At 70.6% G+C, this 26,927-nt stretch carries 24 protein-coding genes; 13 read left to right on the top strand and 11 right to left on the bottom strand.

Going from position 1 to position 26,927, the window contains the following annotated elements; translation table 11 throughout:
* From ABT352_RS33820 to ABT352_RS33785, 8 genes are all read left to right on the top strand, one after another.
* A partial coding sequence (locus ABT352_RS33820) for a WD40 repeat domain-containing protein (protein WP_350949080.1) occupies positions 1 to 1,445 on the top strand: 1,445 nt, incomplete at its 5' end.
* A gap of 199 nt (positions 1,446 to 1,644) precedes the next feature.
* On the top strand, positions 1,645 to 2,463 hold the full coding sequence (locus tag ABT352_RS33815; protein WP_350949079.1) for a PIG-L family deacetylase: 819 nt from the start codon (positions 1,645 to 1,647) through the stop codon (positions 2,461 to 2,463).
* Positions 2,464 to 2,629: 166 nt separating this feature from the next.
* Positions 2,630 to 4,258: a penicillin-binding transpeptidase domain-containing protein gene (locus tag ABT352_RS33810; RefSeq protein ID WP_350949078.1), complete on the top strand. Its 1,629-nt coding sequence runs from the start codon at positions 2,630 to 2,632 to the stop codon at positions 4,256 to 4,258.
* Between the two features lie 38 nt (positions 4,259 to 4,296).
* On the top strand, positions 4,297 to 4,887 hold the full coding sequence (locus ABT352_RS33805) for a phosphoribosylanthranilate isomerase (protein WP_350949077.1): 591 nt from the start codon (positions 4,297 to 4,299) through the stop codon (positions 4,885 to 4,887).
* Positions 4,888 to 5,034: 147 nt separating this feature from the next.
* Positions 5,035 to 5,607: a carboxymuconolactone decarboxylase family protein gene (locus tag ABT352_RS33800; RefSeq protein WP_350949076.1), complete on the top strand. Its 573-nt coding sequence runs from the start codon at positions 5,035 to 5,037 to the stop codon at positions 5,605 to 5,607.
* 97 nt (positions 5,608 to 5,704) lie between these two features.
* A complete protein-coding gene (locus ABT352_RS33795; protein WP_350949075.1) occupies positions 5,705 to 6,286 on the top strand; it encodes a DUF4396 domain-containing protein in 582 nt (193 codons plus the stop codon).
* 345 nt (positions 6,287 to 6,631) lie between these two features.
* Positions 6,632 to 7,426 (top strand): SDR family NAD(P)-dependent oxidoreductase, encoded by a 795-nt coding sequence (locus ABT352_RS33790; protein ID WP_350949074.1) that lies wholly within the window; start codon positions 6,632 to 6,634, stop codon positions 7,424 to 7,426.
* 13 nt (positions 7,427 to 7,439) lie between these two features.
* A complete protein-coding gene (locus ABT352_RS33785; RefSeq protein WP_350949073.1) occupies positions 7,440 to 9,365 on the top strand; it encodes an FUSC family protein in 1,926 nt (641 codons plus the stop codon).
* 39 nt (positions 9,366 to 9,404) lie between these two features.
* Here ABT352_RS33785 and ABT352_RS33780 read toward each other — a convergent pair whose 3' ends face one another.
* The 3 genes from ABT352_RS33780 to ABT352_RS33770 all read right to left on the bottom strand — a co-directional run bounded on the left by ABT352_RS33780 (position 9,405) and on the right by ABT352_RS33770 (position 12,663).
* Entirely contained in the window at positions 9,405 to 10,778 is a 1,374-nt protein-coding gene (locus ABT352_RS33780) for a GntP family permease (RefSeq protein ID WP_350949072.1), read from the bottom strand.
* Positions 10,775 to 11,410 (bottom strand): gluconokinase, encoded by a 636-nt coding sequence (locus ABT352_RS33775; protein WP_350949071.1) that lies wholly within the window; start codon positions 11,408 to 11,410, stop codon positions 10,775 to 10,777. The genes ABT352_RS33780 and ABT352_RS33775 overlap by 4 nt, the downstream gene beginning before the upstream one ends.
* 437 nt (positions 11,411 to 11,847) lie before the next feature.
* On the bottom strand, positions 11,848 to 12,663 hold the full coding sequence (locus ABT352_RS33770; RefSeq protein ID WP_350949070.1) for an SAM-dependent methyltransferase: 816 nt from the start codon (positions 12,661 to 12,663) through the stop codon (positions 11,848 to 11,850).
* A 627-nt stretch (positions 12,664 to 13,290) separates the two neighbouring features.
* Between ABT352_RS33770 and ABT352_RS33765 the strand changes: the two genes are divergently transcribed.
* Positions 13,291 to 13,626, top strand: a complete 336-nt coding sequence (locus ABT352_RS33765) for a YciI family protein (RefSeq protein WP_350949069.1) — start codon at positions 13,291 to 13,293, stop codon at positions 13,624 to 13,626.
* A 48-nt stretch (positions 13,627 to 13,674) separates the two neighbouring features.
* On the top strand, positions 13,675 to 15,846 hold the full coding sequence (locus tag ABT352_RS33760) for a sigma-70 family RNA polymerase sigma factor (protein ID WP_350949113.1): 2,172 nt from the start codon (positions 13,675 to 13,677) through the stop codon (positions 15,844 to 15,846).
* 24 nt (positions 15,847 to 15,870) lie between these two features.
* On the opposite strand, the gene ABT352_RS33755 is transcribed toward ABT352_RS33760, so the two are convergent.
* The gene (locus ABT352_RS33755) at positions 15,871 to 16,839 is read right to left on the bottom strand and encodes an aldo/keto reductase (RefSeq protein WP_350949068.1); all 969 of its coding nucleotides are present in this window, start codon (positions 16,837 to 16,839) and stop codon (positions 15,871 to 15,873) included.
* A 204-nt stretch (positions 16,840 to 17,043) separates the two neighbouring features.
* Here ABT352_RS33755 and ABT352_RS33750 point away from each other — a divergent pair, with 204 nt between their 5' ends.
* Together ABT352_RS33750 and ABT352_RS33745 are read left to right on the top strand one after the other, a co-directional pair.
* Positions 17,044 to 17,799, top strand: a complete 756-nt coding sequence (locus ABT352_RS33750) for an RNA-guided endonuclease InsQ/TnpB family protein (RefSeq protein ID WP_350949067.1) — start codon at positions 17,044 to 17,046, stop codon at positions 17,797 to 17,799.
* 37 nt (positions 17,800 to 17,836) lie between these two features.
* Positions 17,837 to 18,352 (top strand): hypothetical protein, encoded by a 516-nt coding sequence (locus ABT352_RS33745; RefSeq protein ID WP_350949066.1) that lies wholly within the window; start codon positions 17,837 to 17,839, stop codon positions 18,350 to 18,352.
* A 220-nt stretch (positions 18,353 to 18,572) separates the two neighbouring features.
* On the opposite strand, the gene ABT352_RS33740 is transcribed toward ABT352_RS33745, so the two are convergent.
* On the bottom strand, positions 18,573 to 19,016 hold the full coding sequence (locus ABT352_RS33740; protein WP_350949065.1) for a MerR family transcriptional regulator: 444 nt from the start codon (positions 19,014 to 19,016) through the stop codon (positions 18,573 to 18,575).
* Positions 19,017 to 19,116: 100 nt separating this feature from the next.
* Between ABT352_RS33740 and ABT352_RS33735 the strand changes: the two genes are divergently transcribed.
* A complete protein-coding gene (locus ABT352_RS33735; RefSeq protein ID WP_350949064.1) occupies positions 19,117 to 20,166 on the top strand; it encodes an aldo/keto reductase in 1,050 nt (349 codons plus the stop codon).
* 20 nt (positions 20,167 to 20,186) lie between these two features.
* On the opposite strand, the gene ABT352_RS33730 is transcribed toward ABT352_RS33735, so the two are convergent.
* The 6 genes from ABT352_RS33730 to ABT352_RS33705 all read right to left on the bottom strand — a co-directional run bounded on the left by ABT352_RS33730 (position 20,187) and on the right by ABT352_RS33705 (position 26,817).
* A complete protein-coding gene (locus tag ABT352_RS33730) occupies positions 20,187 to 21,716 on the bottom strand; it encodes a golvesin C-terminal-like domain-containing protein (protein WP_350949063.1) in 1,530 nt (509 codons plus the stop codon).
* Positions 21,717 to 21,883: 167 nt separating this feature from the next.
* A complete protein-coding gene (locus ABT352_RS33725) occupies positions 21,884 to 22,117 on the bottom strand; it encodes a zinc-ribbon domain-containing protein (RefSeq protein WP_350949062.1) in 234 nt (77 codons plus the stop codon).
* A gap of 97 nt (positions 22,118 to 22,214) precedes the next feature.
* Positions 22,215 to 23,102 carry a carbohydrate ABC transporter permease gene (locus ABT352_RS33720; RefSeq protein WP_350949061.1) on the bottom strand — a complete coding sequence of 296 codons (888 nt, stop codon included), beginning with the start codon at positions 23,100 to 23,102 and terminating at the stop codon, positions 22,215 to 22,217.
* Positions 23,102 to 24,211 (bottom strand): carbohydrate ABC transporter permease, encoded by a 1,110-nt coding sequence (locus tag ABT352_RS33715; protein ID WP_350949060.1) that lies wholly within the window; start codon positions 24,209 to 24,211, stop codon positions 23,102 to 23,104. Before ABT352_RS33715 ends, ABT352_RS33720 begins: the two co-directional genes overlap by 1 nt.
* Before the next feature lie 69 nt (positions 24,212 to 24,280).
* Complete coding sequence (locus ABT352_RS33710; protein WP_350949059.1) at positions 24,281 to 25,552, bottom strand: sugar ABC transporter substrate-binding protein; 1,272 nt, start codon at positions 25,550 to 25,552, stop codon at positions 24,281 to 24,283.
* Between the two features lie 50 nt (positions 25,553 to 25,602).
* Positions 25,603 to 26,817 (bottom strand): LacI family DNA-binding transcriptional regulator, encoded by a 1,215-nt coding sequence (locus ABT352_RS33705; RefSeq protein ID WP_350949058.1) that lies wholly within the window; start codon positions 26,815 to 26,817, stop codon positions 25,603 to 25,605.
* Between the last annotated feature and the right edge of the window lie 110 nt (positions 26,818 to 26,927).

Genomic DNA, 26,927 nt, shown 5'->3' with positions numbered 1-26,927 from the left:
GTCAGGTGGTGATCTCTCCGGACGGGGGTTGGCTGGCGACGCTTTCCGGTGATCGGAGTGTGCGGTTGTGGGAGGCCGACGGTGGTGAGCGGGCCGTCCTGACGGGGCATGCGGGGGTGGTTCGTCAGGTGGTGATCTCTCCGGACGGGGGTTGGCTGGCGACGCTTTCCGGTGATCGGAGTGTGCGGTTGTGGGAGGCCGACGGTGGTGAGCGGGCCGCTCTGACGGGGCATGCGGGGGTGGTTCGTCAGGTGGTGATCTCTCCCGACAGCACCTGGCTCGCCGCCTGCTCCAACGAGGGGACGATCCGGATCTGGCAGTCGGAGCGCGCCGCGAGGCAGAGCCGCAGGGGGAGGACCGGGACGGTCCGCCAGGTGACGATCTCTCCCGAGGGGAGCTGGGTCGCCACCCACTCCGGTGACGGATCGGTGAAACTCTGGAACGAGGACAGGATAGAGGAGGCGACCCTCACCGTTCCCTTGGAAGACGGTCACCACGGCGTGGTCTCACCGGACAAGACGTGGCTCGCCGTCTGGTCCACCGATCACGTCGTGCGGATACGCGGGGCCGGTGGCCGCAGGCGAGCCATTCCGACGGGGCACGCCGGACGCCTGCGGGGGGTGGCGATCGCCCCCGACAGCACCTGGCTCGCGACCTGGTCGGCCGATCGGGCCGTACGACTGTGGGGTGCGGGCGGCAGCAGAAGGGCGGTGCTGAACGGTCACACCGGGCCGGTGCGCGAGGTGGTGATCGCTCCCGACAGCACCTGGCTCGCCACCTGCTCCGAAGACGGCACCGCCCGCGTGTGGTGGGCCGACGGCACCGAGCGCGCCGTCCTGGTCGCGAACATCAGGGCGACGGCACACCTCCTCGTCTCCCCGGACGGCGGCTGGCTCGCCACACTGTCCATCTACGGGAAGATCCAGCTCTGGAAGCCGGACGGTGCCAGGTACGCCACGCTGAGAAGCAGGGTGGAGGCGATCGAGGAGATCACCGTGGCGCCGAACGGCAGGTGGTTCGCCATCTTCTCCGCCAACGGCACGGCCGGCCTGTGGGGAGCCGACGGCAAGTCGCGGGCCTCGCTCAAGGGATGCCCCGGCCCCGCCCGGGGGGTGACGATCGCCCCCGACGGCACCTGGCTCGCCGCCTGCTTCGACGACGGCGGCGCCCGCGTCTGGTCGGCGGGTGGCACGGAGCGGGCGAGGCTGTCCGGCGGCGAGGGAAGGATCCGCGCGGTGGCCATCTCGCCCGACAGCAACCTGCTCGCCACCTGCTCCGACGACGGCACCATCCGGGTGTGGGACAGGTACGGCGACTCGTTCGCCGCCGGGGCACGGGTCGAGGCGGGCCTCAACTGCCTCGCCTGGTTTCCCACCGGGTTCGCCATAGCCGCCGGTGGCGATCAGGGCCTGTACGGGTTCGACCTCTACCCCCCGCCCGGATAGCGGCCGGCGCGGCGTACCCGACGAGGGTGGACCCGCGACGCGGGGCGCGGGGTGGGCCGCTCGCCCCGGAGTGTTCAGGGTCTGGACGCCTCCCGCCCGGAGACGTCGTTCCAGGTGATCCGCCTGTCGCGCTCGGCCTCTCGGCGGCGGTCGTAGAGTGGGCCGGTCCGCATGGCTTTTTGCGAATGGGTGGAAAATCATGGATGAGAAGTTGACGCTGATGGCCGTGCACGCCCATCCCGACGACGAGGTGATCAGCACCGGCGGGATCCTCGCCAGATACGCGGACGAGGGTGTCCGTACCGTATTGGTGACCTGCACGAACGGCGAGCAGGGCGACGGTCCCGGCGGGGTGAAGCCGGGGGAGGCCGGCCACGACGCGGAGGCGGTGAGAGCGCTGCGGCTGGAGGAGCTCCGCGAGTCGGCGACCCATCTGGGGATCTCCCACGTCGAGCTGCTCGGCTACCAGGACTCGGGCATGGTCGGCTGGGCGGCCAACGAGGCGCCGGACTCCTTTGCCAACGTGCCTTTCGAGCAGGCCGTCGGCAGGCTCGTCGAGCTGATGGAGCGCTATCGCCCGCAGGTCGTCGTCACCTACGACGAGAACGGCGGTTACGGCCACCCCGACCACATCCAGGCCCACCGGATCGCGGTGGCCGCCACCGAGGCGAGCGGCATTCCCCGCAAGCTCTACTACACCGCCGTGCCCCGGGAGCGGACGGCCGAACTGTTCGCGTATCTCCGCTCGATCGGCGCCGGTCCCGAGGACGTCGAGCTTCCCGACGACTTCGGCGTTCCCGAGGAGCAGATCACCGCCGTGGTCGACGTGTCCTCCCAGGTGGAGCGCAAGCGCAAGGCGCTGGAGGCGCACGCGAGCCAGGGCGACAGCATCTTCCTGCTGCGCATGCCCGCGGAGGCGCAGCACCAGGTGTTCGCGCAGGAGGCCTTCATCCGTCACATCAACCACGTTCCCGCCGCGGGCGATCGAGAGGACGACCTTTTCGATGGTCTCCGTTAGGGAGAGGTCCCCGGCCGGGGAGAGGTGACCTGTCGTGGGGCTCCCCGGTTGCGCCGTGGGATACGGTGTCATACCGAAGTAGGGAAAAATCTGGTTCGCCGCTTCTTGTCGCCTTTACGATCTTTTCTCTGGTATGCAACTCTGCACACCCGGGGGAGTAGACGGTATGCGTGATCGACGGCTCCTCGCACTGGTCATCTCGGCGGCCACGATCCTCCTCTTCGGCGTGTACGCGGTGGTGGCCGCGCCGGGCGCCGTCGTTGCCTCACCGCCCTCGCCGGCCGGTGACCCCGACGTCAGGACGAACGCGGTACGGGCGGGGGAGTCGCCCAACCCGGTGCCCGCCTCGCCGCCGGCGAACCTGGTCACGCTGACCCCGGCCACGCCGAACCCGAACAGCGGTCCCGAGACGACCGCGACGAACTATCTCACCGCCTGGCAGGGGGGCGACCTCGCCGCGATGGAGGGCATGGTCGTCGACCCCCCGGCCGACTTCGTCCTGCGGCACCGCGGCTTCGACGGCGACCTGCGGATCTCCTCGCTCTCCCTCGCCCCCGGCGACCTGCGTCACCGAGGTGAGGACGCGGCCGAGATGTCCTTCAACGGGGTACGGCAGGTCACGGGGCTGGGCGAGTGGCCGTTCGCCTCCGTCCTGCATTTGGAGTCGCGGTTCGGGGTGTGGAAGGTGCGCTGGACCCCCGAGACGATGCACCCCTCGCTCAAGAACGGCGGGAGCGTGCGGTTGGAGGAGACCGAGGTCCGGCGACCGGCCACGGTGACCCGTGAGGGAGTGCCGTTCCCCCAGGACAGCAGGGCGGAGGACTACTTCACCGGGCTGGGCGACACGGCGGTCATCCTGAAAGTCCGGGAGGAGCCTTCCGGCCAGGTGCTGCGGGAGTCACCGCTCCCGCCGACCTCGGGGAAGAAGACCACGATCTCCCAGCCCGTGCAGGCGGCCGCGGCCCGTGCCCTGGACGGTGTCTCCCAGCCCGCCGCGATCGTGGCCGTGGACGTCGGGACGGCCCAGGTGCGAGCGGTGGCGGACACGCTGGACGGGCGGGAGGCGTTCAACGGGCTCTACCCGCCAGGCTCGACGTTCAAGGTCGTGACCGCCGCCGCGCTGCTTCGCGGTGGCCTCACCCCCGACTCCCAGGTCGCCTGCCCCGCCGGCTACACGATCCCCAACGGCAGGAGCTTCAGCGACTCCGACGGCGTCGACCACGGCGGCGTGGCCTTCACCACGGCCTTCGCGCTCTCGTGCAACACCACCTTCGCCCAGCAGGCGTACGAGCGGCTGCGCGACGGCCAGCTGCGCGCCGAGGCGGCCGACCGGTTCGGTTTCCGGGAGAAGCCGGGGCTGAGCTCCTGCCGGATCCAGCCGCCCGGAAACCCGGACGAGCTGGGCTCCGACGCCATCGGCCAGAACTCGGTGCAGGCGAGCCCGCTCTGCATGGCCGAGGTCGCCGCCGCGGTGGCGAGCGGTGTCTGGAAGCCCGCGATCACGACCGACGAGCCTCCCGCGGACTCGCCCGCCCCGGTGCCGCTGGACGAGGAGGTGGCCGCGGGGCTGCGGACGATGATGAGCGCCGTGGTGGCCCAGGGAACGGCGGCCCAGGCCGGGCTCCCGCCGGACACCGCGGGCAAGACCGGCACCGCCGAAGTCGCCGGCGGCGGGGACCACGCCTGGTTCATCGGCTACCGGGGTTCCCTCGCCTTCGCGGTCTTCATCCGGCACGGCGGTGCGGGAGGCAAGGTCGCGGCGCCGATCGCCGCGAGGTTCCTGAACGCCCTCTGAGGCGTTCCGGGTGGGGGAGACGGGCTACCGTACACAGGGTGTACGTGAAGATCTGCGGGCTGCGCGAGCCCGGACATGTGACGGCCGCCGTCGAGGCGGGGGCCGACGCCATCGGGTTCGTCCTCACCAGGAGTTCGCGGCGGGTCACCCCCGCGCGGGCGAGGGAGCTGGCCTCGGCGGTGCCCCCGCACGTGCTGACCGTCGGGGTCTTCGCCGGAGAGCCCTCCGAGGAGGTGAGGGCGGCCACCCTGGAGGCGGGACTGCGCGCCGTCCAGTTGCACGGTGACCACCCGCACGAGGACTTCACCGCGTTGAAGGACCTCGGCGTCACGCTGGTCCGCGCCGGGGCCGCGAGCACCGACCTGCGCTGCGGCGCCCTCGACGAGGACCTGCTCATCGTCGACGCGCCCAGGCCCGGCTCGGGGGAGCCGTGGGACTGGGCGGCCGTGCGCGGGCGCCCGGCGGGCCGCTGGATGCTGGCCGGGGGACTGGCCCCGTCGAACGTGGCCGAGGCGATCGCCGCCGCCCGGCCCTGGGGAGTCGACGTGTCGAGCGGTGTGGAGGTCGCGCCAGGGGTGAAGGACCCCGGCCTCATCAGGGACTTCATCACCGCCGCCCGCGGCGGCTGAGCCTCGCGGGCCCGCGCCCGGGGGCGGCCGTTGCCAAAGTCGTCAACCTCGTTTACGGTATAGACAACCACATTGACGATACCGCCGTGACGTGCGATCGCCGAGCCCGTGTTCCGAGGGCTCGGAACACCCAGAGAGAAGGCTTCCGTGACCACTGACGTCCACCCCCTCTTCCCCACCCACACCGCCGAGAGCGCCCCGGCCGACGCCCGCTCCACCGTCGAGAACGTGAAGCGGAAATTCGGCTACGTCCCCGCGCCGGTCGGCCGGATGGCCACCTCCCCGCAGTTGCTCAAGGGATTCCTGGCGGCGAGCGCCACCTTCGAGCAGACCACCCTCGATCCGATCGACCGCGAGATCGTCGTCATGACGGTCGCCACCCGCAACGGCTGCCACGTCTGCGTGGCGATGCACACCGCCACGCTGGTCAGGCTGGAGGCCCCGTCCGAGGTCGTCGAGGCGCTCCGCGCCGGGAAGCCGCTCCCGGACGGGCGCGCCGAGGCGCTCCGGTCGTTCACCCTCGCCGTCATGGACCATCATGGCGCGGTCGGCGACGAGGAGACGCGGACGTTCCTCGACGCGGGCTACAGCGCGCAAAACGCCCTTGAGGTCGTCCTCGGCGTCGGCGCGTACACGATCTCGACCTTCGCCAACCGTCTGATCGACGCGCCCCTCGACCCGCCGTTCCACGCCTTCGCCTGGGACGGCGACGACAGATAGGGGCGACCGGTTCGCCCTCCGGGCTCTCTGGCGGTTGTCGCATACCCCCCACCGGTATAAATTGAGGCTCTTGCCAGAGAGCTACGAGGAGGTAGGGATGTCCGAACCGGCACGGCACGCGAGTCACGCCGACGACGGGGCCGACCATGGATCCGATCACGGGTCCGATCACGGGTCCGATCACGGGGCCGATCACGGGTCCGATCACGGGGCCGATCACGGGTCCGGCCACCACCCGCCGAAGGCCACCTGGCGGGTCGCCGCGTCGGCGACCCTGCACTGCCTCACCGGATGCGCCATCGGCGAGGTGCTCGGCATGGTGATCGGCACGGCTCTGGGATGGCCGAACGTGTCCACCGTCGTCCTCTCCATCGTGCTGGCCTTCTTCTTCGGCTACGCCCTCACCCTGCTCGGGTTGCGCAGGGCCGGCGTCGACTGGCGCAAGGCCGTACGGCTGGCGCTGGCGGCCGACACCCTGTCCATCCTCGTCATGGAGATCGTCGACAACACCGTCATGATCGCGGTTCCCGGCGCGATGGACGCGGAACTCACCTCGGGCCTCTTCTGGGGCGCCCTCGCCTTCGCCCTCCTGGTGGCCTTCCTGGTCACCACGCCCATCAACAAGTGGATCATCGGCCGAGGCAGGGGACACGCCGTCGTCCACTCCTACCACCACTGAGGGACCGTCTTCGACTCCGGCGCCACTCGGAACCGACGCGACCGCGCCGTACGCCGAGCAACGGGCCAAAGGGGGCGGCGAACTCCGATGACGGTGCTGAGATCACCTGCCAGGGGGCGGCAGCTTTCGCTCCGGTACGCGTCGGTGCCGAACAGGGACATGAGCGCATTATCGGGAAAAGCGTCGTCATGCGGACCGGTTCTCTGCAAATGATCGCTGCCCGCGCGTTCCACCTCGATGGGCGCGGGAACGAACACCGGATCAGCTGGACGACGTATCACCAGGTCGTGATGGTCTCGCCCGCGCCGATGGGCGGCTCCGCACCGGGTTCCAAGGACGTGACGCATGCATATCGATCTCACCGGCAAGACGGCGCTGGTCACCGGGTCCACCCAGGGCATCGGGGCCGCCATCGCCGTCGGCCTCGCGCGGGCGGGCGCGACGGTGGCCGTCAACGGCCGCACACCCGACAAGGTCCAGGCCGCCGGCGAGGCGCTGCGCGCGCAGGTCCCCGGTGCGGAGATCGTCCCGCTCGCGGCGGACCTCGCCACCGAGGAGGGCGCGGAGCACGCGGTGGACCTCCTGCCGGAGGTCGACATCCTGGTCAACAACCTCGGGATCTTCGGAGCGAAGGACGCCCTGGAGATCACCGACGACGAGTGGCGCCGCTACTTCGAGGTGAACGTCCTGGCGGCGGTCCGCCTCACCCGCGCCTATCTGCCGGGGATGGTGGCACGCTCCTGGGGCCGCGTCCAGTACATCGCCAGCGACTCCGCGATCGTCACCCCCGTCGAGATGATCCAGTACGGCATGTCCAAGACCGCGCTCCTGGCCGTCTCACGCGGCTTCGCGAAGAAGGCCGCGGGCAGTGGCGTCACCGTGAACTCCGTCATCGCCGGCCCCACCCACACCGGTGGCGTGGAGGAGTTCGTCTACGAACTCGTCGACCGTGACCTGCCCTGGGAGGAGGCCCAGCGTGCCTTCATGCGAGAGCACCGCCCGCAGTCGCTCCTGCGACGGCTGATCGAGCCGGAGGAGATCGCCAACATGGTCGTCTACCTCAGCTCACCACAGGCCTCCGCCACCACGGGTGGTGCCTTGCGTGTCGACGGTGGATACGTCGACGCCATCGTCCCCTGAGCGACGGCGAGCGATGCCCTCGCTCTTCCGGCGGACCGCCGGCCGGCTGGCCGACGCCGCTCCCGGCTGGCTGGTCGAGACGGTCAGGCCCGCACCCGCGCCGCTGCGGTGGTGGCCGATGCTGCGCATGGCCGTGGCGGTGACCGGCCCGCTTCTCGTGGCACTCGTCTCCGGGAACGTCGTGGCCGGCCTGCTGCCCGCGATGGGCGCGACGAACGCCGGTCTGGCCGACCGGGGTGGCCCCTACCTGGTCAGGATCGCCAGAATGGGCGCGGCCGGTGTCGCGGGGGCACTGGGATATCTCATCGGGGCCGCGGCCCACGGCCACGGCTGGTGGACGGTGCCGGTCGTGGTGGCGGTCGCCGTGCTGTCCGCGCTCGTCAGCACGAGCGGGGCGACGGGCTCGGCGGCCGGGCTGCAGCTGCTGGTGATGACCGTGATCGCCACCGGGGTGAAGCTGCCGGGGGCGCCGGGCGCGAACGCGCTGGCGTTCCTGCTGGGCGCGCTCTGGGTGATCGTGCTGGGGGTCGCCGACTGGCCGTTCCACCCCCGGGCGCCGGAGAGGGCCGCCGTGATCGCGGTCTACGAGGCTCTCGACCGGCTGTTCACCGATCACGACACTCTCGCGCTGAGGACGTTCGACACCACTCTCAAGAACGGCTACGACGTCGTGCTCGGCGCCCGCTCCCTGGCCGGAGGGCTGGACCCGGAGCGCACCCGCCTGGTCGCCCTGCTGAACCAGGCCTCGCTGATCCGCAACGCCCTGCTCTCGCTGCGCTACGAGGAACGCGGGCTGCCCGAGCCGCTCGTGCGACCCGCCTCCGCCCCGGGGGCCGTCGCCGCATCGCTCGCCGGTGGACCCGCGCCCCGGGTGCCGTCGTGTTCCTGCGAACGAGGCGACCCGCCCGTCACGCGCGCCCTGTGTCTCGCGGTGCGGGGGGCCGTCGAGCTGGTGTCCGGCGGTGAGGTCGCGAAGGACCAGCTGCCGTACGAACGGGTCGGCTACCGTTCCCGGCTCCGTGACGTGCTGGAGCAGATGTGGCGGGGCCACCTCGCCCGCGTCTACACGGTCAGGCTCGCGCTGTGCATGGGTGTGGCCACCACGCTCAGCGAGTTCGGCTGGTTCGAGCGGTCCTACTGGATGATGCTCACCGTCGCGTTGGTGCTCAAGCCCGACTTCGGGTCGGTGTTCGCCCGCGCCGTGCAGCGCGTGCTCGGCACCCTCGTGGGGACGCTGATCGGCACCCTCGTACTCGTCCTGGTGCCGTACGGCCCGCTGCTCCTGGCTCCCATCGCGGTGTGCGCGGCGCTCCTGCCGTACGGCCTGCAACGCAACTGGGGCCTGATGTCGGCCTTCCAGGCGCCGCTGGTCCTGCTCCTGGTGGACCTGCTCACCCGCGGGGGACCCGAGCTGGGGAGGATCCGGCTGGTGGACACGCTGGTCGGATGCGTGATCGTCCTGGTATTGGGCTACCTGCCGTGGTCGTCGAGCTGGGAGGCGCCGGTCGGGCCGAGGTTCGCCGACGCGGTGACGGCCACCGCGAACTACCTGCGGCACGCGTTCGACGGCGGGCACGCAGGCGGGACGCGACTGCACCGCGGGGCGTACGACGCCCTGGCCGACCTGCGGACGGTCTTCCAGCGGGCGCTGTCCGAACCGCCGGTGATCAGCAGGCGTGTCACCACCTGGATGCCCGCGATGGCCGCGCTGGAACAGGTGGCCGACGCGACCGCCACCACCGTCGCGCGCACCGGGCGCGGCGCGCCGCCACCTCCGAAGGAGGCCGTCCGCGCCCTCGCCGACTCCCTGGAGAAGATCGCGCAGGATGTCCGCGAGGGGCGCGAACCGGCCGGTCCCGGGCCCGATGACGAGGAGAGCCTGGAGCGGGTCGCCTCCGCCGTCCGCTGCCTGCGCGACACGGTCTCCGGACACCACTGACCGGTCCCGGGCCGCGCGAAGGCCGCGGCTCTCGCGGGACTACAGGAAGAGGCTCAGGATCAGGACGAAGACCAGGCCGGCCACCGAGATGACCGTCTCCATCACCGACCAGGTCTTGATGTTCTGGCCCACGGTGAGCCCGAAGTACTCCTTGACCAGCCAGAAGCCCGCGTCGTTGACGTGGGAGAAGAACAGCGAACCCGCGCCGATGGCGAGCACGAGCAGCGAGGTCTCCCCGACGCTGAGGTTGGCGACCAGCGGGGCGAGGATCCCCGAGGCCGTGACGGTCGCGACGGTCGCCGAGCCCGTGGCCAGCCGGATGAGCACGGCGACCAGCCAGGCGAGCAGCAGCACCGACAGGCCGCTGTTCTCCACCCACGTGGCGATGAGGTCGCCGATCCCGGTGTCGATCAGCGTCTGCTTGAAACCACCGCCCGCGGCGACGATCAGCAGGATGCCCGCGATCGGCGGCAGCGACTGCTCCAGGGACTTCGCGACCGCCTTCCTGTCCATTCCGGCGCCGAGGCCCAGGGTGAACATCGCGACGAGGACGGCGATGAGCAGCGCCACCAGCGGCGTACCGAGGAAGTCGAGCACGGTGCGCAGGACGTTGCCCTCGGCGAGAAGGATGTCGGCGAGGGCCTTGCCCATCATCAGCACGACCGGCAGCAGCACGGTGGCGAGCGTGACGCCGAACGACGGGCGCCGGGTGTCCTCCGCCGAGGGCCGGGCCTCGTAGAGCTCCGGCGCCGGTACGTCCACCCAGCGGGCCGCGTACTTGGCGAACAGCGGCCCCGCGATGGCGACCGTCGGGATGGCGACGAGCACGCCCAGGCCCAGCGTGATGCCGAGGTCGGCGTTGAGCGCGTCGATGGCGACCAGCGGGCCCGGGTGCGGGGGAACGAGCCCGTGCATCACGGAAAGGCCCGCGAGCGCGGGTATGCCGACCCGGACCAGGGAGAGGCCGGAGCGGCGCGAGACCAGGAAGATGACCGGCATCAGCAGGACGAGGCCGATCTCGAAGAACATCGGCAGGCCGATCAGCGCGCCCACCGCGGCCATCGCCCAGGGCAGGGATCGGGGGTTGGACCGGCCGACGATCGTGTCCACGATCTCGTCGGCCCCGCCGGAGTCGGCGAGCAGCTTGCCGAACATCGCGCCGAGCGCGATGAGCGTGCCGACACCGGCCGCGGTGCTGCCGAACCCGTCGCTGAAGGCGGCGATGGTGTCGGTCATCGCGAGGCCCGCGACGGCTCCGACCGCGAGCGAGCCGAGGGTGAGGCTCAGGAAGGGGTGGAGCTTGAAGTACGTGATCAGTATGACGATCAGCGCGATGCCGACGAGCGCCGCCGGGATGAGTCTTCCGGGGGAGGTGTCGGCGGGCGCGGCGAGGGTGGTGAGGAGGGGGCTCACCTCGGGCTCCCGGCCTCGTCGTCCGGGTCTGAGGTCCGGGACGCGGCCGGGGCGGCGGAGTCGGCGGGGGGCGGGTTCGTTTCCGTTCCGGGGGCGGACGTCGTCTGGGCGGTCGCGGCGAGGTAGGCGTCCACGAGTTCGTCCACGGAGGCGGAGAAGTCGAGGACGATCCCCTGCTCGTCGGGCTCCAGGGGTTCCAGCGTCTTGAACTGCGACTCGACCAGCGAGGTGGGCATGAAGTGCCCCGGGCGGCCGGCCACTCTGCGGCGTACGGCGTCCACCTCGCCGTGGAGGTGGACGAAGCTCACCGTCGGCGCGGCCTCGCGCAGGATGTCGCGGTAGCTCCGTTTGAGCGCTGAGCAGCTCGCCACACCACCGGTGGCGGCGTGCTCGCTGAGCCAGGTGCCGATCGCGCGCAGCCAGGGCAGCCGGTCCTCGTCGTCGAGGGGGATCCCGTCCGACATCTTGGCGATGTTGGCCTCGCTGTGGAAGTCGTCGGCGTCGGCGAACGGCACCCGTAGCCGCTGGCCGAGGGCGGCGCCTACGGTGGTCTTGCCGGAACCGGTCACCCCCATGACGACGATCAGTGCGGCGCCGGGGGGCGGTGAGGCGGGGTCCTGAGCGGGGTTCATGGAGACGACCTCCCATGTCGATCTTCGTTGATCTTCGCGACGGCCTGGCCGGATGAGTGGTGCGCGATCCGGGGTTGGCGTTACAAAAAACATCTTTTTGTGGAGATATGTCACCGTTTGTCGCAGTTGGTTGCTGCGGGAGGCAACGAGCGGACGACTATGGGACTGCACCGGAGCGTCCTGAATAAACCCGGTTCGGGGGCCGTGTCTGACGATCTCCGCTGAATCTTCTCGCCGGTCGGGTGCCCGAAGTTGGGCACTCCGCCCCCTGGTGGGGGCGCGGGAGGGCTCTCCGTGACGCGCCGCGCCATCGAGGGGGCGCGATCCGGCCCCCACAGGGGACGTACGGGGCGATGTGCCGGCAATCGGAGCACCGAAGCCGGTGCGCACCGAGAGGCCGGAAGGACGCAAACGACAAAAGGCCGGAGAAGGACTTGTCAGGGCTTGCGGGCGACACCGCAGAACTGGGACACCTCAGGAGAATCGCCCCACGGGGTGCGTTCCGAACGCCAGCGTGAACAGGAGACCACGCCGGGCTCCAGGAGTTCCAGGCCGTCGAAGAACGAGGCGACGTGGTGGCGGTCGCGGGCCACGATCGGGGTGCCGCCCCGCTCCATGAACTGTCGCATCGCCTCGTGCATCGCCTCGCCGTGAACCTCGGCGGTGGCGTGCGCGATCACCAGGTGGCTGCCCGAGGGGACGGCGTCGACCAGTTCCCTCACGACCTTTCCCGCCTCCTCGTCATCGGTGAGGTGGTGCAGGATTCCCAGCAGCATCAGCGCGACGGGCCTGGTGAGGTCGAGGGTCTCCGCCGCCGCCCGCAGGATGTGCTGGGGGTCGCGCAGGTCGGCGTCGATGTAGTCGGTGGCACCCTCTGAGTTGCCGACGAGCAGTGCGCGGGCGTGGACCAGGACCAGCGGGTCGTTGTCGACGTAGACGACCCTGGACTCCGGGGCGATCCGCTGAGCCACCTCGTGCGTGTTGTCGGCGGTGGGAAGGCCTGTGCCGATGTCGAGGAACTGGCGAATCCCGGCCTCGGCGACGAGATATTGCACGCAGCGGCCGAGGAACGCCCGGTCGGCCCGCGCCGAGTCGACGATGCCGGGGATGAGCTGCTCGACCATGTCCCCGGCCTCGCGGTCGGCGGGATAGTTGTCCTTTCCGCCCAGCCAGTAATTCCAGATACGGGCCGAATGTGGCCGACCGGCATCGAGCTCCACGGGCTGCCAGCCGGATTCGCGAGAGGTGCTCATGGGGGTCAGGTCCGTTCATGAGGAATTCGCATCGAATGAGACAGTAGGTAGTTGATCACAATGGTGATGTTCACGGCAAATCTCCCAGGGATCATAGCGGTCACCGAGGTGATCCACACGATTCCGGAACGCGGGTGACCGGAAGGTGGACGGCACCCTCGCGGCGTCCTCGCTGAGACGGAAACGCGGCGATCGTGGGCGGGAATTCGCTCGTCGCGGAACGTGTGCCCGTTTCTGCCGGGCCTCGTCGCGAGGTCCCGTTCTCTTACCGCGGAGGTGCAGGATATCCGGGGAGAATACGCCGATGTCGCGATCGTTAAAAAGCTTATGACTTTATTGAGGTTTCCCCAAGACGAATGCGTGGGCCAGGCGGACCAAGGGGTGGAGGCGTTGATTCGCCGGCAGCCGACCGGTGAGCGCGCCGCCGCCCGAGTCGCGAACACGTCGCGAACACGTCGCGAACACGGAATCGGCCCGCGCCTCCCCGTACCGCCGCATCGCATTCCCTGTCACATCCGGGCTACTGTCCTGGTCAGAGGGTGCGTGTCGATTTCCCGCCGATCCGTTCGACGCGTAGCCGAGGACCGGCGAGGATCGGTCACCTGACCACCCGAAGGAGATATGACGATGCGATTTCTGATGACGACCAGGGGCAGCGACGACATGGCACCTCCGACCGAGGAGATGCACGCCGAGATGGCCGCCTTCGTCCAGGAGATGATCCAGGCGGGAGTGGTGCTCGCGACCGGTGGCCTGGACCCGGCCGGCACCCACATCTCCTCCTCCGCCGGGGAGATCACCGTCACCGACGGGCCGTTCACCGAGGCGAAGGAGGCGATCGTCAGCTTCGCGCTCGTCGAGGTGCGCTCCAAGGAGGAGGCGATCGAGCTGTCCCGGCGCTTCTGGAAGATCGTCGGCGACGGCGAGGGAGACATCCAGCAGGTCTTCGGCCCGGAGGACTGATCGGATGCTTGCGTACCCGGCCGGGCGAATGCTCTGATCGAGCGCGTGATGTCCGGGGACGCCCACCGCGCGGTCGACGCGGTCTGGAAAATGGAGTCGGCGAGGATCGTCGCCGGGCTCGTCCGGATGGTGGGCGACGTGGGGATGGCCGAGGAGCTCGCGCAGGACGCGCTCCTGGCCGCCCTCGAACAGTGGCCGGGGGCCGGCGTCCCGGACAATCCGGGCGCCTGGCTCATGGCCGTCGCCAAGCGCCGCGCCGTCGACCACCTGCGCCGGGAGAAGCGGCTCGACCTCAGGCACGAGGAGCTCGCCCACGACCTCGCCACCCGGCAGGACACCGCCGGGGCCGACGTCGACGCGGCCCTCGACGACGAGGTGCGTGACGACGTCCTGCGCCTGATGTTCGTCTCCTGCCACCCGGCGCTGCCCGCCGAGTCCCGGGTGGCTCTGACGTTGCGACTGCTCGGGGGCCTGCGCACCGATGAGATCGCGCGTGCCTTCCTCGTCTCGGAATCGACCGTCGCGCAGCGCGTCGTCCGGGCCAAGCGCACCCTCGCCGCCCTCCGGATCCCGTTCGAGGTCCCGGAGGGTCCGGACCGGGCGGCGCGCCTGTCGTCGGTCCTCGAGGTCGTCTACCTGGTGTTCAACGAGGGGTACGCGGCGAGCGCCGGTGACGACTGGATGCGCCAGGACCTCTGCCAGGAGGCGCTGCGCCTCGGCCGCCTGCTGGCCGCACTCGCGCCGGGCGAGGCGGAGGCGCACGGCCTGGTCGCGCTGATGGAGCTCCAGGCATCGCGGTCGGCGGCCAGGACGGGGCCGTCGGGAGAGCCCGTCGCGCTGCACGAGCAGAATCGCGGACGCTGGGACCGTCTCCTCATCGACCGGGGGATCGCGGCCCTGCTGCGCGCCAGGCGGTGTGAGGCGCCTCTCGGCCCGTACGTGCTGCAGGCCGCCATCGCCGTATGTCACGCGCAGGCCCGTACGGCCGAGGAGACCGACTGGCGGCAGATCGCCGCCCTGTACGCGGCGCTCGTCCGGGTGCTGCCCACTCCGGTCGTGCAGCTCAACCGCGCGGTCGCGCTGGCGATGGCCCACGGCCCCGAAGCGGGTCTGGCGCTCGCCGACACGCTCGTCGGAGCACCCGCGCTCAAGGGCTACCACCGCCTGCCCAGCGTGCGCGGCGATCTGCTGGCCAGGCTCGGCCGCCACGAGGAGGCGCGGCGGGAGTTCGAACGCGCCGCGGCCCTCACCCTCAACGTGCCGGAACGCACGATCCTCACGCGACGCGCCGCGGCCTGCGCCGACATCGCCGCACGGAGAACACCCGGAACGGTGGGCTCGCAGGGGGCGGCCGGCACCCCGGCCGGGACATCGGGAGGAGCCGGGCAGAAAGCGGGCCTCACCCTGGCCGAGGCCGCCATCGCCTTCCTCGCCCGTGGCGACCTGGACGCCGCGACCGTCCGCTCCTACCGTCAGACCATGAACCGGCTGCGCCGAGATCTCGGAGACGACATCCCGCTGTCGGACGTGAGTTCCGCGCGGGTCGCGGAGGTCTTCACCGACGCGTGGGGCAACGCGGCCCCCGCCACGTGGAACCGCCACCGCGGGGCCGTCCGCTCCTTCAGTACCTGGATCGCCGCCCGGGGCACGCTGGTCGGTGGCCCGGGGGGCGGCCCGGATCGTGGCCCGCTCGACGGGCCGGATCGCGGGCCGGCCGGTCAGGCGGGCAGTGGGCAGTCCGGCGACCTGACCGGCGGTGTGCCCCGCGACCTGGCCGCCGCGCTCGGGCGCAGGCCCGAGCCCAGGGGGCGCACCCGTCCCATCGACAGGCCGCACGTCGAGGCGCTCTGGGAGCGCCCGGACATCGCCCCGCGCGAACGCGCCCTGTGGTCGCTGCTGTACGAGAGCGGGGCCGGGGCGGGCCCGGCGCTCTCGCTCAACGTCGAGGACCTCGACCTGGCGGGGATGCGCGGCAAGGTGGCCACCGGGTCCGGCTGGATCCACTGGCGTTCCGGCACCGCCGAACTCATCCCCGCCCTCGTCGCGGGCCGGCGCCGGGGCCCGCTGTTCCTGTCCGACCGCAGACCCGGCCCCGGCCGGCCTCCCGCACCCGCCGACCTGTGCCCGGAGACCGGTCGCCGCAGGCTCTCCTACGAACGGGCCGAATACCTGTTCAAGCGGGCCACCGGCTACACCCTCAACCAGCTCAGGACCCGATAGGGCTCCGTCCGCGCTCCGTCGCCGTCAGCTCCAGGGCAGTGCGCCGCGCCGTGCCCAGTAGCCTTCGGGGTCTTCCTCCAGGCCGGCGAGCCGCTCGTCCAGCTCCGTGTCCCACTCGATCTCGGCCGCGCCGAGGTTGTCGCGCAACTGCCCGGCCGAGACCGCGCCGCTCAGCACCACGCCCGCCCACGGCCTGGCGAGTACGGCTGCCAGCGCGAGCGCGTCCGGCGTGGTGTCCCGCTCACGCGCGACGGCCGCGAGCGCGGCGGGTGCCGCGCGAGCGGTCAGCCGGCCGTTCGCCACGCCCTCCTTGACGATCACCCCCATTCCCGCCTCGTGCGCCCGCCCGAGCGCCTCGCCGGCCGAGCGTTCCAGCAGGTTCCACGTCGACTGCACCGTGTCGAACAGCCCGGCCCCGATCGCCCGCTCGATCGTGTCCGCCTGGCGCGGCCCGCTCGTCGACAGCCCGACCGCGACCCCTTCCGCCCGCAGTGTGCGCAAACCGTCGAGCACGCCCTCGTCGTCGAGCACCCCGCTCTCGATCGTGGCCGAGTGGATCTGGTAGAGCGACAGGTGCTCACCGAGCAGCGCGCGCGTCTGGTCCAGCTGGGCGCGGAGCCGGTCGGCGGTGAGTTCCTTCACCTCGTGCCGCTCGGCGTCCAGCCGCCAGTCGCCGACGTAGGCGTATCCCCACTTCGAGCCGACCACGACCTCTCCCGGGGCGATCCCGCGCTCGCGCAGCCACCCGGCGAGGAACTCCTCGGCCCGCCCGTACGAGCGCGCCGTGTCGAGGTAGCGCACGCCCGCCGCCCACGCGGCGTCGAGCACGGCCCAGGTGCGTGACCGCATCGTGGCGACGTCCCGCCCTTCGCCGAGGTCCTCGGCGCGGCCGAGCGTGATGTAGGCGGGGCGGCCGAGGGCCGCCAGGCCCAGGCCGAGCGGCGTCACGGACAGGGAGGTCTGGCCCAGAGGGCGTCGGACCAGCGCGTTCATTGCACCCAATATAGCGACCACGGCGCTCGGGGGCTTTCGGAGCGTTCGGGCACGGGGAGTCCACGATCTCCGGCACGCCGCCCCGAACCGCGGCGCGCCGGGTCATCGGCCGCCGTCTCCATCGCACCGGCGGCGGTTGTCATCGCCGAGGCCGCCCAGCCGTTCGACGACCGCTGCCTGTCCTGGCAGCTCGACGCGCGGACGGTGTCGATCTGGTCGGTGGCCGGGAGGCTGAAGAACCTTCGGTTCACCGCGTCCGCCCAACAGCTCAAGACCCTGTCGGCCCACCGCAGGGGCGAGTCCGATCTCACCTACCGCGACGGCATGTGGTTCCTGATCGCGACCTGCGAGGTGCCCGCCCCCCACGTCAAGGACCCGGCCGCCTTCCTGGGGGTGGATCTGGGCATCGTCAACCTCGCCACCACCGGCGACGGCACCCGTCACTGCGGCAAAGCGCTGAACGCGGTCAGGCACCGCCGGCGCGAGCTACGCCGCCGCCTGCAGTCCAAACGCACCAAGTCCGCCAAGCGGTTGCTCAAACGGCGCCGTCGCAAAGAAGCGCGGTTCGCCGCCAACACCAACCATGTCATCGCCAAGCAGATCGTGACCGAGGCGGAACGCACCGGCTCCGGTATCGCCCTGGAAGACCTCCAGGGCATCCGGGACCGGGTACGGCTTCGCAAGCCCCAGCGGGTCACGCTGCATTCCTGGAGCTTCCACCAGCTGGGGAGCTTCATCGGCTACAAGGCGGCCCGGGCCGGGGTCGCCGTCATCCACGTCGATCCGGCTTTCACCTCCCAGCAGTGCTCCTCATGTGGGCAGGTGGACCGCAGGAACCGGCTCGATCAAGCCTCTTTCTCGTGTACGTCGTGCGGCTTCGCTGAGCACGCGGACGTCAACGCAGCCCGCAACATCGCCGCACGCGGTGAGACGGGCTGGGCAGTGAGTCACGCTGCCTGACGCGGACCGGACCGTCGAAGCCATCGACGGCGAGGAGTTGCAAGCTCGGTCGTTTACGGCCGAGAAGCTGACCGTCTTCAGGCTGCCGATGGGCGGCTACTCGCCCGCCAACCCGCCCAACACCCCGGCGGTCCAGGCGCTCTTCGACGACGACTCGCCCGAGCGCGACGCCCACGGCGTCCTCGCCTCCGCCGGGGAGCGTCACGTGTGGGCCGGTGACCGTGACGCCAACGTCGCGGAGGTCTTCGACGGGGCGAGCGGCGCCCACGTCGGCACCGTCGACCTCGTCTCGCCGTTCAGCGCGGATCCGACGGTCGACCTCTTCGCCGTCTCCCCGGACCACAAGTGGGCCTTCGCCTCGACGCGGGGGCCGAACCCGCTCTCCGGGGACCCGCACTCCTCCCACGGGAGCGACCCGGGGATGCTCATCCTCAAACTGACCGGCAACGGTAAGAAGGGCACGGTCGAGGGCCTGATCCGGATCTCCAACGTGGACGCGGGCGGTGTCCAGCGGGCCGACGCCCACGGCATCCGCGTGCGGCGTACGGACTGACCGGACCCGAGCGGCTCCTCGGCACGGTGTCGCCGGACGGCCCGGGAGGACGCTCCCGGGGCGGGGCGTACGCCATCGTGCTCGCGAGCTGTCACGCGCGGGAGGGGCCGAGCCGGGGTGGTGGTGGACGTACGCCATCATGCGCGCGAACTCTCACGCGCGGGAGCTGTTCCTCGCCCTGTTTTCCCTTTCCCCGGAATTTCCTCGGAACCGCTCTCCCTCAGGACCGTTCCGCGCGCCCCGGCTTGTTCTCCGATGACGGCGGTGCGACGCACTCGTGGCCGGCGCCTCCCCGGTCGATGATGTCCTCGTACACCCCGACCTTGTGGTTGATCAGGTCCAGGCAGCGGGAGAGCTGGTCGATCTGGGCGGTCACCCGCTCCCGGTGCAGGCGCAGGAGGGCGAGCCGCTCCTCCTCGTTTCCGTCTCCCCGCCTCACCATCTCCGTGTACTGGCGGATCGCGGGCAGGGGCATGCCGGAGGCGCGGAGAATGACGCAGAGGGTGAGCCACTCCACGTCGTCCTCGCCGTAGACGCGGCGGCCGCCGGGGTCACGCCGGACGGGACTGGCCAGGATGCCCTCGCGCTCGTAGAAACGCAGCGCGTGAACGCTCAACCCCGTGCGCTCGGCGACCTGCCCGATGCTCAGACCCGTTGTGCCCATGCCGGCCAGAATACGGACTTGACCTAGAGTCGACTCTAGATCCTACGATGCGGGGCGTCGCGACACCACGTCCGGAACGACCATCAAGGGAGCACGACCCATGCGTTATCGCGTCCTCGGCGGCACCGGTATCGAGGTGAGCGTCCACTGCCTCGGAGCCATGATGTTCGGCGCCGTCGGCAACCCCGACCACGACGACTGTGTCCGCATCATCCACGCCGCCCTCGACCAGGGCGTCAACTTCGTCGACACCGCGGACATGTACTCCGCCGGAGAGTCCGAGGAGATCGTGGGGAAGGCGCTCAAGGGGCGCCGTGACGACGTCGTGCTCGCCACCAAGGTGCACTTCCGGATGGGGAAGGGCCCCAACCGGAGCGGCAACTCGCGGCGCTGGATCATCAAGGAGGTGGAGGAGAGCCTCCGGCGGCTGGGAACCGACTGGATCGACCTCTACCAGGTCCACCGCCCCGACCACTCGACCGACATCGAGGAGACGCTCTCCGCGCTGAGCGACCTCGTGCACCAGGGGAAGATCCGCGCCTTCGGCTGCTCGACCTTCCCGGCCGAGGAGATCGTCGAGGCGCACAACGTCGCCGAGCGCCGCGGGCTGCAGCGCTTCAGGACCGAGCAGCCGCCCTACTCGCTGATCGCCCGGGGAGTCGAGGCCGCCGTCCTGCCGGTCTGCCTGCGTTACGGGATGGGGGTGCTGACCTGGAGCCCGCTCGCCTCGGGGTTCCTCACCGGCAAGTACCGGAAGGGGCAGCCCGTCGACCTCTCCACCGGCCGCGCCTCGCTCACGCCCGCCCGTTTCGACCCCTCGATCCCCGAGAACGCCGCCAAGCTCGACGTCGTCGAGAAGCTCGTCGAGCTCGCGACGGACATCGGCTGCTCGCTCCCCGAGCTCGCCGTGGCCTTCGCCGCGGCGCATCCCGCCGTCACCTCGGTGATCACCGGGCCGCGGACCATGGACCAGCTGGAGGGGCTGCTGAAGGGCGCCTCGCTCACCCTCGACGACGCGACCCTCGACCGGATCGACGAGATCGTGCCGCCGGGGACGAACCTGTACCAGCCCGACGGAGCCTGGCGCCCGCCCTCGCTGACCGACACCGCGCGGCGGCGGCGCCCGCTCACGGAACGCGCCGCGGGTTAGCAAGGGGAGCCCCGGGGAGTTCAGAGCCGGGTGAGGCGTACGGCGTCGGCGACGATCAGTCCCGTGCCGGAGGTCCAGCGGCTCACCCCGACGGCGTTGTACGTCCCGGCCTTCAGGGCGAACGTCCCGATGCTCCGCCAGGCGCCGCCCCCGGCGCGCTGGTCCACGTAGACCGTCTTGCTGCCGGAGGAGGTGGCGACGATGTACGGGGCGGACACGTTGTGGCCGGGGGCGGCCGGATACCAGACCTCGACCTGGTAGGTGGCCGCGGCGGGGACGGTGAACCGGTACCAGGCGACGTCACTGGAGGTCACCGGCGTGGCCTGGCGGTGGTCGGGGCCGTGGCGCCCGGCCGCCTGGGTGGAGGTGGTCCAGTTCGCGCTCGCGGTGAACGCGCCGGCGGTGGAGTTGTCGACGGTCGCCGACCAGGGCGCGGTGTCCCCGGTGACGTAGCGCATGTACTTGGCCCAGTCCCAGTGGGAGCCGGGGTCGGTGTGCGTGGCGCCGGGAACCTGCTTGTGCCCGATGATGTGCGAGCGGTCCTTGGGAATGCCGTACTTGTCGCAGAGGGCGCGGGTCAGGGCCGCCGAGGCGCGGTACATCGCGTCGGTGAACCAGGAGGCGTTGTTGACGAACCCCTCGTGCTCGATCCCGATCGACCTGGCGTTGTACGAGCTGTTCCCCGCGTGCCAGGCGACGTCCTTGTCGCGGACCATCTGGGTGACGTCACCGTCGGAGGAACGGACGACGTAGTGCGCGGAGACCTTCGCGGCGGGGTTCTGGAACCAGGAGATCGTGCCCGCGTACGCCCCCTGGGTGACGTGGATGACGACTCGATCGATCTTTGAGCTTTTCGGCCTGTTCGCGACGGCCCGGTTGCCGGCGTGGGCGGCCACCCAGCTCGCGGCGGGGTAGTCGGGGCTCGGGGCCTTGGCGGCGAGTTCCCGCACGCCCTCGTAGGCGCCGCGATCCACCTGCAGTTCCACGGCCGCGACCGTGACGACCTCGCCGCCCGCGACGCCTGCCACAAGGCCCTTGCCGAGGAGGTCGTAGACGGTGTCGGCGTACAGCCTGGCCGTCTCCGAACCGGAGGCGTTGCCGTACCTGGCCACGGCCGGGTACCACAGTCCGGCGTCCTTCCTGGCGCCTGCGTCGAGGCCGAGCGCGTCGGCGTAGGAGCGCAGCACCGCGGCGCCGCCGAGGATGTTGGCCGCGTCGTCCCTCTTCAGGGTCGCCGCCGGTGTGCCGGTCAGCTCGGCCGCGCGTTCCAGGACGCGTACGGCGGGGGTGCTGAGAAGGTGCATCACCCCGTACCCGCCGCTCGCGCTCGGCTCGCCGCCGTGCCCGTCGAGGTGCGTCTCCGCGTACGCGAGGGCGACGAGCAGGTCGCGCGGCACGTCGTAGCCGGCGGAGGCTCGGGCGAAGGCGTCCGCCAGGGGGCCCGCGGACCGGGCGCTCGCCGCCTGGGCGGGCGCGAGGAGCAGGAGGGCGAGAACGGCGGACAGGATCGCGGCTGACCGGCGGTGCGGGCGCGGCCGGGCGTTCTGCACGGAGTCTCCTCAGGAATCGGGGGTCCGGGTCCCCTGCGGACACCGGCTGATTCGGCACCGTAAAGCAGAAACGCGACAAGTGTAAATAATTAACACTTCTTTGTTTGTTTCAGACAAATCCCTTCTTTCATCTGATAGGTCGATATATGTGCAGGTGGAGAAGGGGGTCAGTGGGCCGCCAGCCGGTTCGCCTCGTCCTTGGTGATGGCGTACGAGGCCGCGCAGAAGGTGCACTGCATCCCGTATCTCGTCCGTACCGGAAACAGCGGGACGAAGAACAGGCTGAACTTGGTGACCCGACGCGACAGCACCTGCGCCGCCGTGTTGCCGCAGTTGCGACAGGTCAGGGTTACCACCCCGAGCCGATGGGCCACCGTACGCAGACCGAAGATGAGCATCATCCAGACATACCCGGTACGAGCGTGCTACGCCTCGCCCCGTGTCACCCGACGAAGTCCGCCGGGCCTGAGCGCCCGGCAGACTCCCCGTCCCGCCTCCTCACCCCTTGTCCGCGCCCTCGTTGGCGCCCCGGATGAAGTAACGCTGGAAGATCACGAAGATGATCGCGACCGGGATGGTGGCGAGCACCGCCGCGCCGAGTTTGAGCGGATACTGACTGCCTTTGCCGAGGGAGCCGCTGACCAGGTCGGCGAGGCCCCGCGGCAGGGTGAACAGGCTGGGATCCTGGACGGCCACCAGGGTGTGCGGGAACTCGTTCCAGCTGCTCTGGAAGGAGATGATCGTCAGGGTGATCACGGCGGGCCGCCCCATCGGCAGCACCACCGACCAGAAGGTACGGAAACGGCCCGCGCCGTCGATCCGCGCCGCCTCCTCCACGCTCACCGGGATCGACTCGAAGAACTGCTTCATGATGAAGACCCCGGCCGCGTCCGCGATGATCGGCAGGATCAGCGCGGTGTAGCTGTCGTAGATGCCGAGCTGGTTCAGTACCAGGAACTTCGGGATGAACAGCACCACCCCGGGGACCGCCATGATCGCGACGATGGAGGTGAAGAGCGCCTTGCGTCCCCGGAAGCGCAGCCGGGCGAGCGCGTATCCGGCGAGGGAGTCGAAGAACACCCGGCCGACGGTGATGACGACGGTCACCAGCAGCGAGTTGCCCAGCCACAGCGGCATGCCGGTGTCGACGAACACCCGCTCGAAGCCGGCCAGCGTCGCCGGGTCGGGGATCGGCGAGAGCGGGTTCGCCGCGGCGTCGGGCTCGGTCTTGAACGAGCTGGCGACCTGGATGACGAACGGGTAGAGGAAGACCAGCGAGAAGAAGACCAGGACGGCGTACCCGCTGAAGGTGGAGAACAGCGAGCGGAGGCCGCCCGGCCTCGGCGGATCCTCGGCGCGGGTGGGACGAGTCGTGACCGCGAACATCATGCCCTCCTTCGGTGCGGCGCGCGGCGTTTCGCGACCCCGCCGCTCCCGGCGTCCCTGTCGCGCATGACCCACCGCTGGAACGCCGCCAGCACCACGATGAGCACGAACAGGACGAACGAGATGGCGGCGCCGGAGCCGTAGTCGAGCTCCTTGAAAGCCGTCTGGTACGACAGGAAGGCCGGGGTCAGGGTGGTCTTCGCGGGTTGGCCCTGGCTCATCACGTACACCTGGTCGAAGACCTGCCAGGTGGCGATCAGTCCGAGGGTGAGAACGAGGAACAGGGTCGGCTTGAGCATCGGCAGCGTCACGTGGCGCAGGCGCTGACGGGAGGTGGCGCCGTCCAGCTTGCTCGCCTCCTCCAGGGTCACCGGGATGTCCTGGAGCGCGGCGAGGAACATCAGCATGAACGTGCCCGAGGTGGTCCAGACGACCAGGATGATGATCGTGCACATGGCCACGCTGGGACCGGACAGCCAGTCCCACCACGAGAGCCCGAACGGGCCGCCGCCGGTGAGCGCCTCGGGAGGTGCCTCCGGGTCGACGAGGCCGACGGAGCCCAGCAGCAGATGCAGCACGCCCCGCGCGTCGGAGAACCACGGGGGCCCGCTCACGCCGGCGAACGCGAGCAGCCTGTTGACCGCTCCGGAGTTGCTGAAGATGAACAGGAACAGGACGCTGATCGCCACCGAGCTGGTCACCGAGGGAAAGAAGAAGGCGGTGCGGAAGAAGGTCTTTCCCCTCAGCATCCGGCGGTTGACGATCAACGCCAGGCCGAGTGCGAGGACCGTCTGGGCGGGCACCACGATCAGCACGTAGTAGAAGTTGTTGCGAAGGCTCGTCATGAAGTTCAGGCGGGTCAGGTTGTCCCGCGCGAACAGCTCGGTGTAGTTGTCCACGCCGACGAACGGCACCTGCGCCCGGAACGGGCTGCCCTGCCCGTTCCAGTCGGTGAGGCTCACCCACAGTGCCATCAGGATCGGCAGCAGCATGAAAAGGGTGAGGATCACCACCACCGGCGCCACGAAGAGCCAGCCCGCGATGTTCTCCCTGGTCCTGTCACCAAGGCGGCGCGCGGGTCGCCGTGATGCGGTCGTTGTCTCGGCCACGTAAGTCTCCCTCATGCCCGGTGCGCGGCCCCGGCCCTGTCCCGGGCCGGGGCCGCGCACCGATCTGACTCAGTCGCCGAGCGCGGCCTGGGTGTTCTTCTGCAGGTTCGCCAGGATCTTCTTGGGGTCACCCGCGGGCAGCTGCTGGATCGCGGTGTCGAAGTCGGCGAGCACGCTGTCCATCTTGGGGGCGTTGACCGGACCCTGGGCGTACTCGGCGCCGTCGACGAACGGCGCGTCGTCGGGGAAGGCCTGGGTGAAGGCGTCCTTGGCCGACTGGCGCGAGGGCATCACGCCGAACGCCTTGGCGAAGGTCATCTGCTGGTCGGCCTTGGTCATCGCCTCGACGAAGGCGATCGCCTGCTCCTTGTATCTGCTCTTGGCGGCGATGCCCCAGCAGGTGGTGAAGGACAGGGTGCCCTTGCCCTTGGGGCCGGCCGGCAACTCGTGGGCGCTGTACTTGACGTCCGGGTAGTCGGCCTTCATCGCGCCCTTGATCCAGTTGCCCTCGATGGTCATCACGGCCTTGGCCTTGCCGAAGGCCTCGCCGCCCCAGCCGGCGTCAACCTGCTTGGGGAACTGGGCGAGCTTGTCCTTCAGCAGGCCCCGTACGTAGTTCAGAGCCTCGACGTTCTCGGGGGTGTCGGCGGTCGCCTTCTTGCCGTCGGGGCTCACGATCCAGCCACCGGCCTCCACCATGAACGCGCCGAGCCGGTCGCGGGTGTCGCCGATGACGAGCGGTGTGACGTCCGGAACCTTCTCCTTGAGCTTCCTGGAGACCGAGGTGAGCTGCTCCCAGGTGGTCGGCACGTCGGCGTCGGTGAGCCCGGCCTTCTTCCACAGGTCGTCGTTGACGATCAGCGCCAGCGTGGAGAAGTCCTTGGGCACGCAGTAGAAGGTGCCGTCGTAGGTGAACGTCTCGCGCAGGCTCGGGTAGAAGTCGGCCGCCTCGGAGATCTTGTCCGCGTACGGCTCCAGGGCTCCGACGCTCGCGTAGTCGGCGAAGCGCGCGGCGTCGACGTAGAACACGTCCGGCGGGTTGCTCCCGGCGAAGGCCTGACCGAGCTGCTGGGTCAGGTCCTGGGCGGGGGTGATCGTCGCGGTGTTGCCCGAGGAGGCCGACCACGCCTGGGCGGCCTCGCGCAACGCGTTCGTCTCCGCGTCGCCGGAGGAGCCGAAGAGCACCTGCAGGTTGGCGGGCCCGCTGCTCTGCGGGGCGCTGCTCTGCCCGGCGGAGTCGTCGAAACCACTGCCGCAGGCGGCCGTGGTGGCGAGGGCGCCCGCGGCGAGCGCGGCGAGCGCCGCGCTCCGGAGGCCGTGTCGCTTGGTCGGCTGTTTCATCGTGCTTTTCCAATCTTTCTGGGGGGGTGATCCGGAAAGGAGTCAGGTGTTCATCCGGCCGGGTGGTCATGCGGCCACGAGGACTGCCGCAGGACGAGGGACGGCTGGAGCAGGAGGTGCGCGCCGGCCTCGGGGGTGTGGGAGGCCGCGGAGATCACGGAGGCCGCAGAGGTGCCGGGGTCGCCGGGGGAGGGCGGGTCGAACAGCCGGGTGAGCAGGCCCACGCAGCCGGCCGCGGCCTCGGCGAGCGGCTGGCTCACGCTGCTCAGCCCCACCGCCCTCGCCACCGGCGTGTCGTCGAAACCGATCACGCTGACCGGGAGGCCCTCCTCGTCGCCGGCCCGTCCCGCGACCGTGAGACGCCCCTCGGCCGTCAGGCGTCCCGAGGCGATCAGCTGTCCCGAGGCGGTCAGGGAGCGGACGGCGTGCAGCGCGCCCAGGGCGAGCGAGTCGCTGGCGCAGACCAGCGCGGTGATCGGCCGCTCGGCACGCAGCAGTTCACGGGCCGCCTTCTCGCCGTCGGCCACCCCGTCGTCCGTGGCCTGGTCCAGGCCGGCCGGGTCGATCCCGGCGGCGGCGAGGGTCCTCGCCCAGCCGGACCTGCGGTCGTCGCCCACACCGGAGCCTCGCGGCCAGCCGAGGAAGCCGATCCGCCGGTGACCGGCGTCGAGCAGGTGGCGGGTGGCCGCCGCGGTGCCGGCCGCGCCGTCCACGTCCACCCAGGGGTACCCCGGATCCGCGGTCGTCCCGCCGGAAGCGGCGTCGCCGTCCGCCGCGTCTCCCGCGTCTCCCGCGTCTCCCCAGGGCCGTCCGAACGTGACGAACGGCAGCCGCCGCTCGCGCAGCCACGCGGGGCGGCCGTCGCCGTGGTAGGTGCTGGTGAGCACGAAGGCGTCCGGCTCGTGGCTTCCGACCAGCTCGTCGAAGGTGTCGATCTCCGCACGCTCGTCGCCCGCCGCGTACAGCAGGATCCGGTATCCGGCACGGGCCGCCGAGGCGGTCAGCCCGTGCAGGAAGCGGTCCAGGACCGAGCCGTTGATCCCGTCCCGGTCGGGTTCGATACGCGTCGCGATCAGCCGTGATCGGCCGGTTCGCATCTGCCGGGCGGCCTGGCTGGCCCGGTAGCCGAGCGTCTCGATCGCCTCCCGCACCCGGTCGCGGGTCTCCTCGCGGACGAGTTCGGGGCTGTTGAGCACGTTCGACACCGTCTGGCGCGACACCCCTGCACGGCGCGCGACGTCGGTGATCGTCACTTTTGCAGCCATCTGCACCCTTCTAGGGGTTTGAACGTTCAAAGGGGTATGAGGCATGATTGGATCGTTCAAGTAAACGGAGCGTAATGGTTGGATCGTTCAAGTAAAGAGAGTGTTTCGCA

The sequence above is a fragment of the Streptosporangium sp. NPDC000563 genome (genome assembly GCF_040299985.1).
GTDB lineage: Bacteria > Actinomycetota > Actinomycetes > Streptosporangiales > Streptosporangiaceae > Streptosporangium.
Note: the sequence above shows the minus strand (reverse complement) of the source record. Positions and strands in the feature narration are given on the sequence as shown.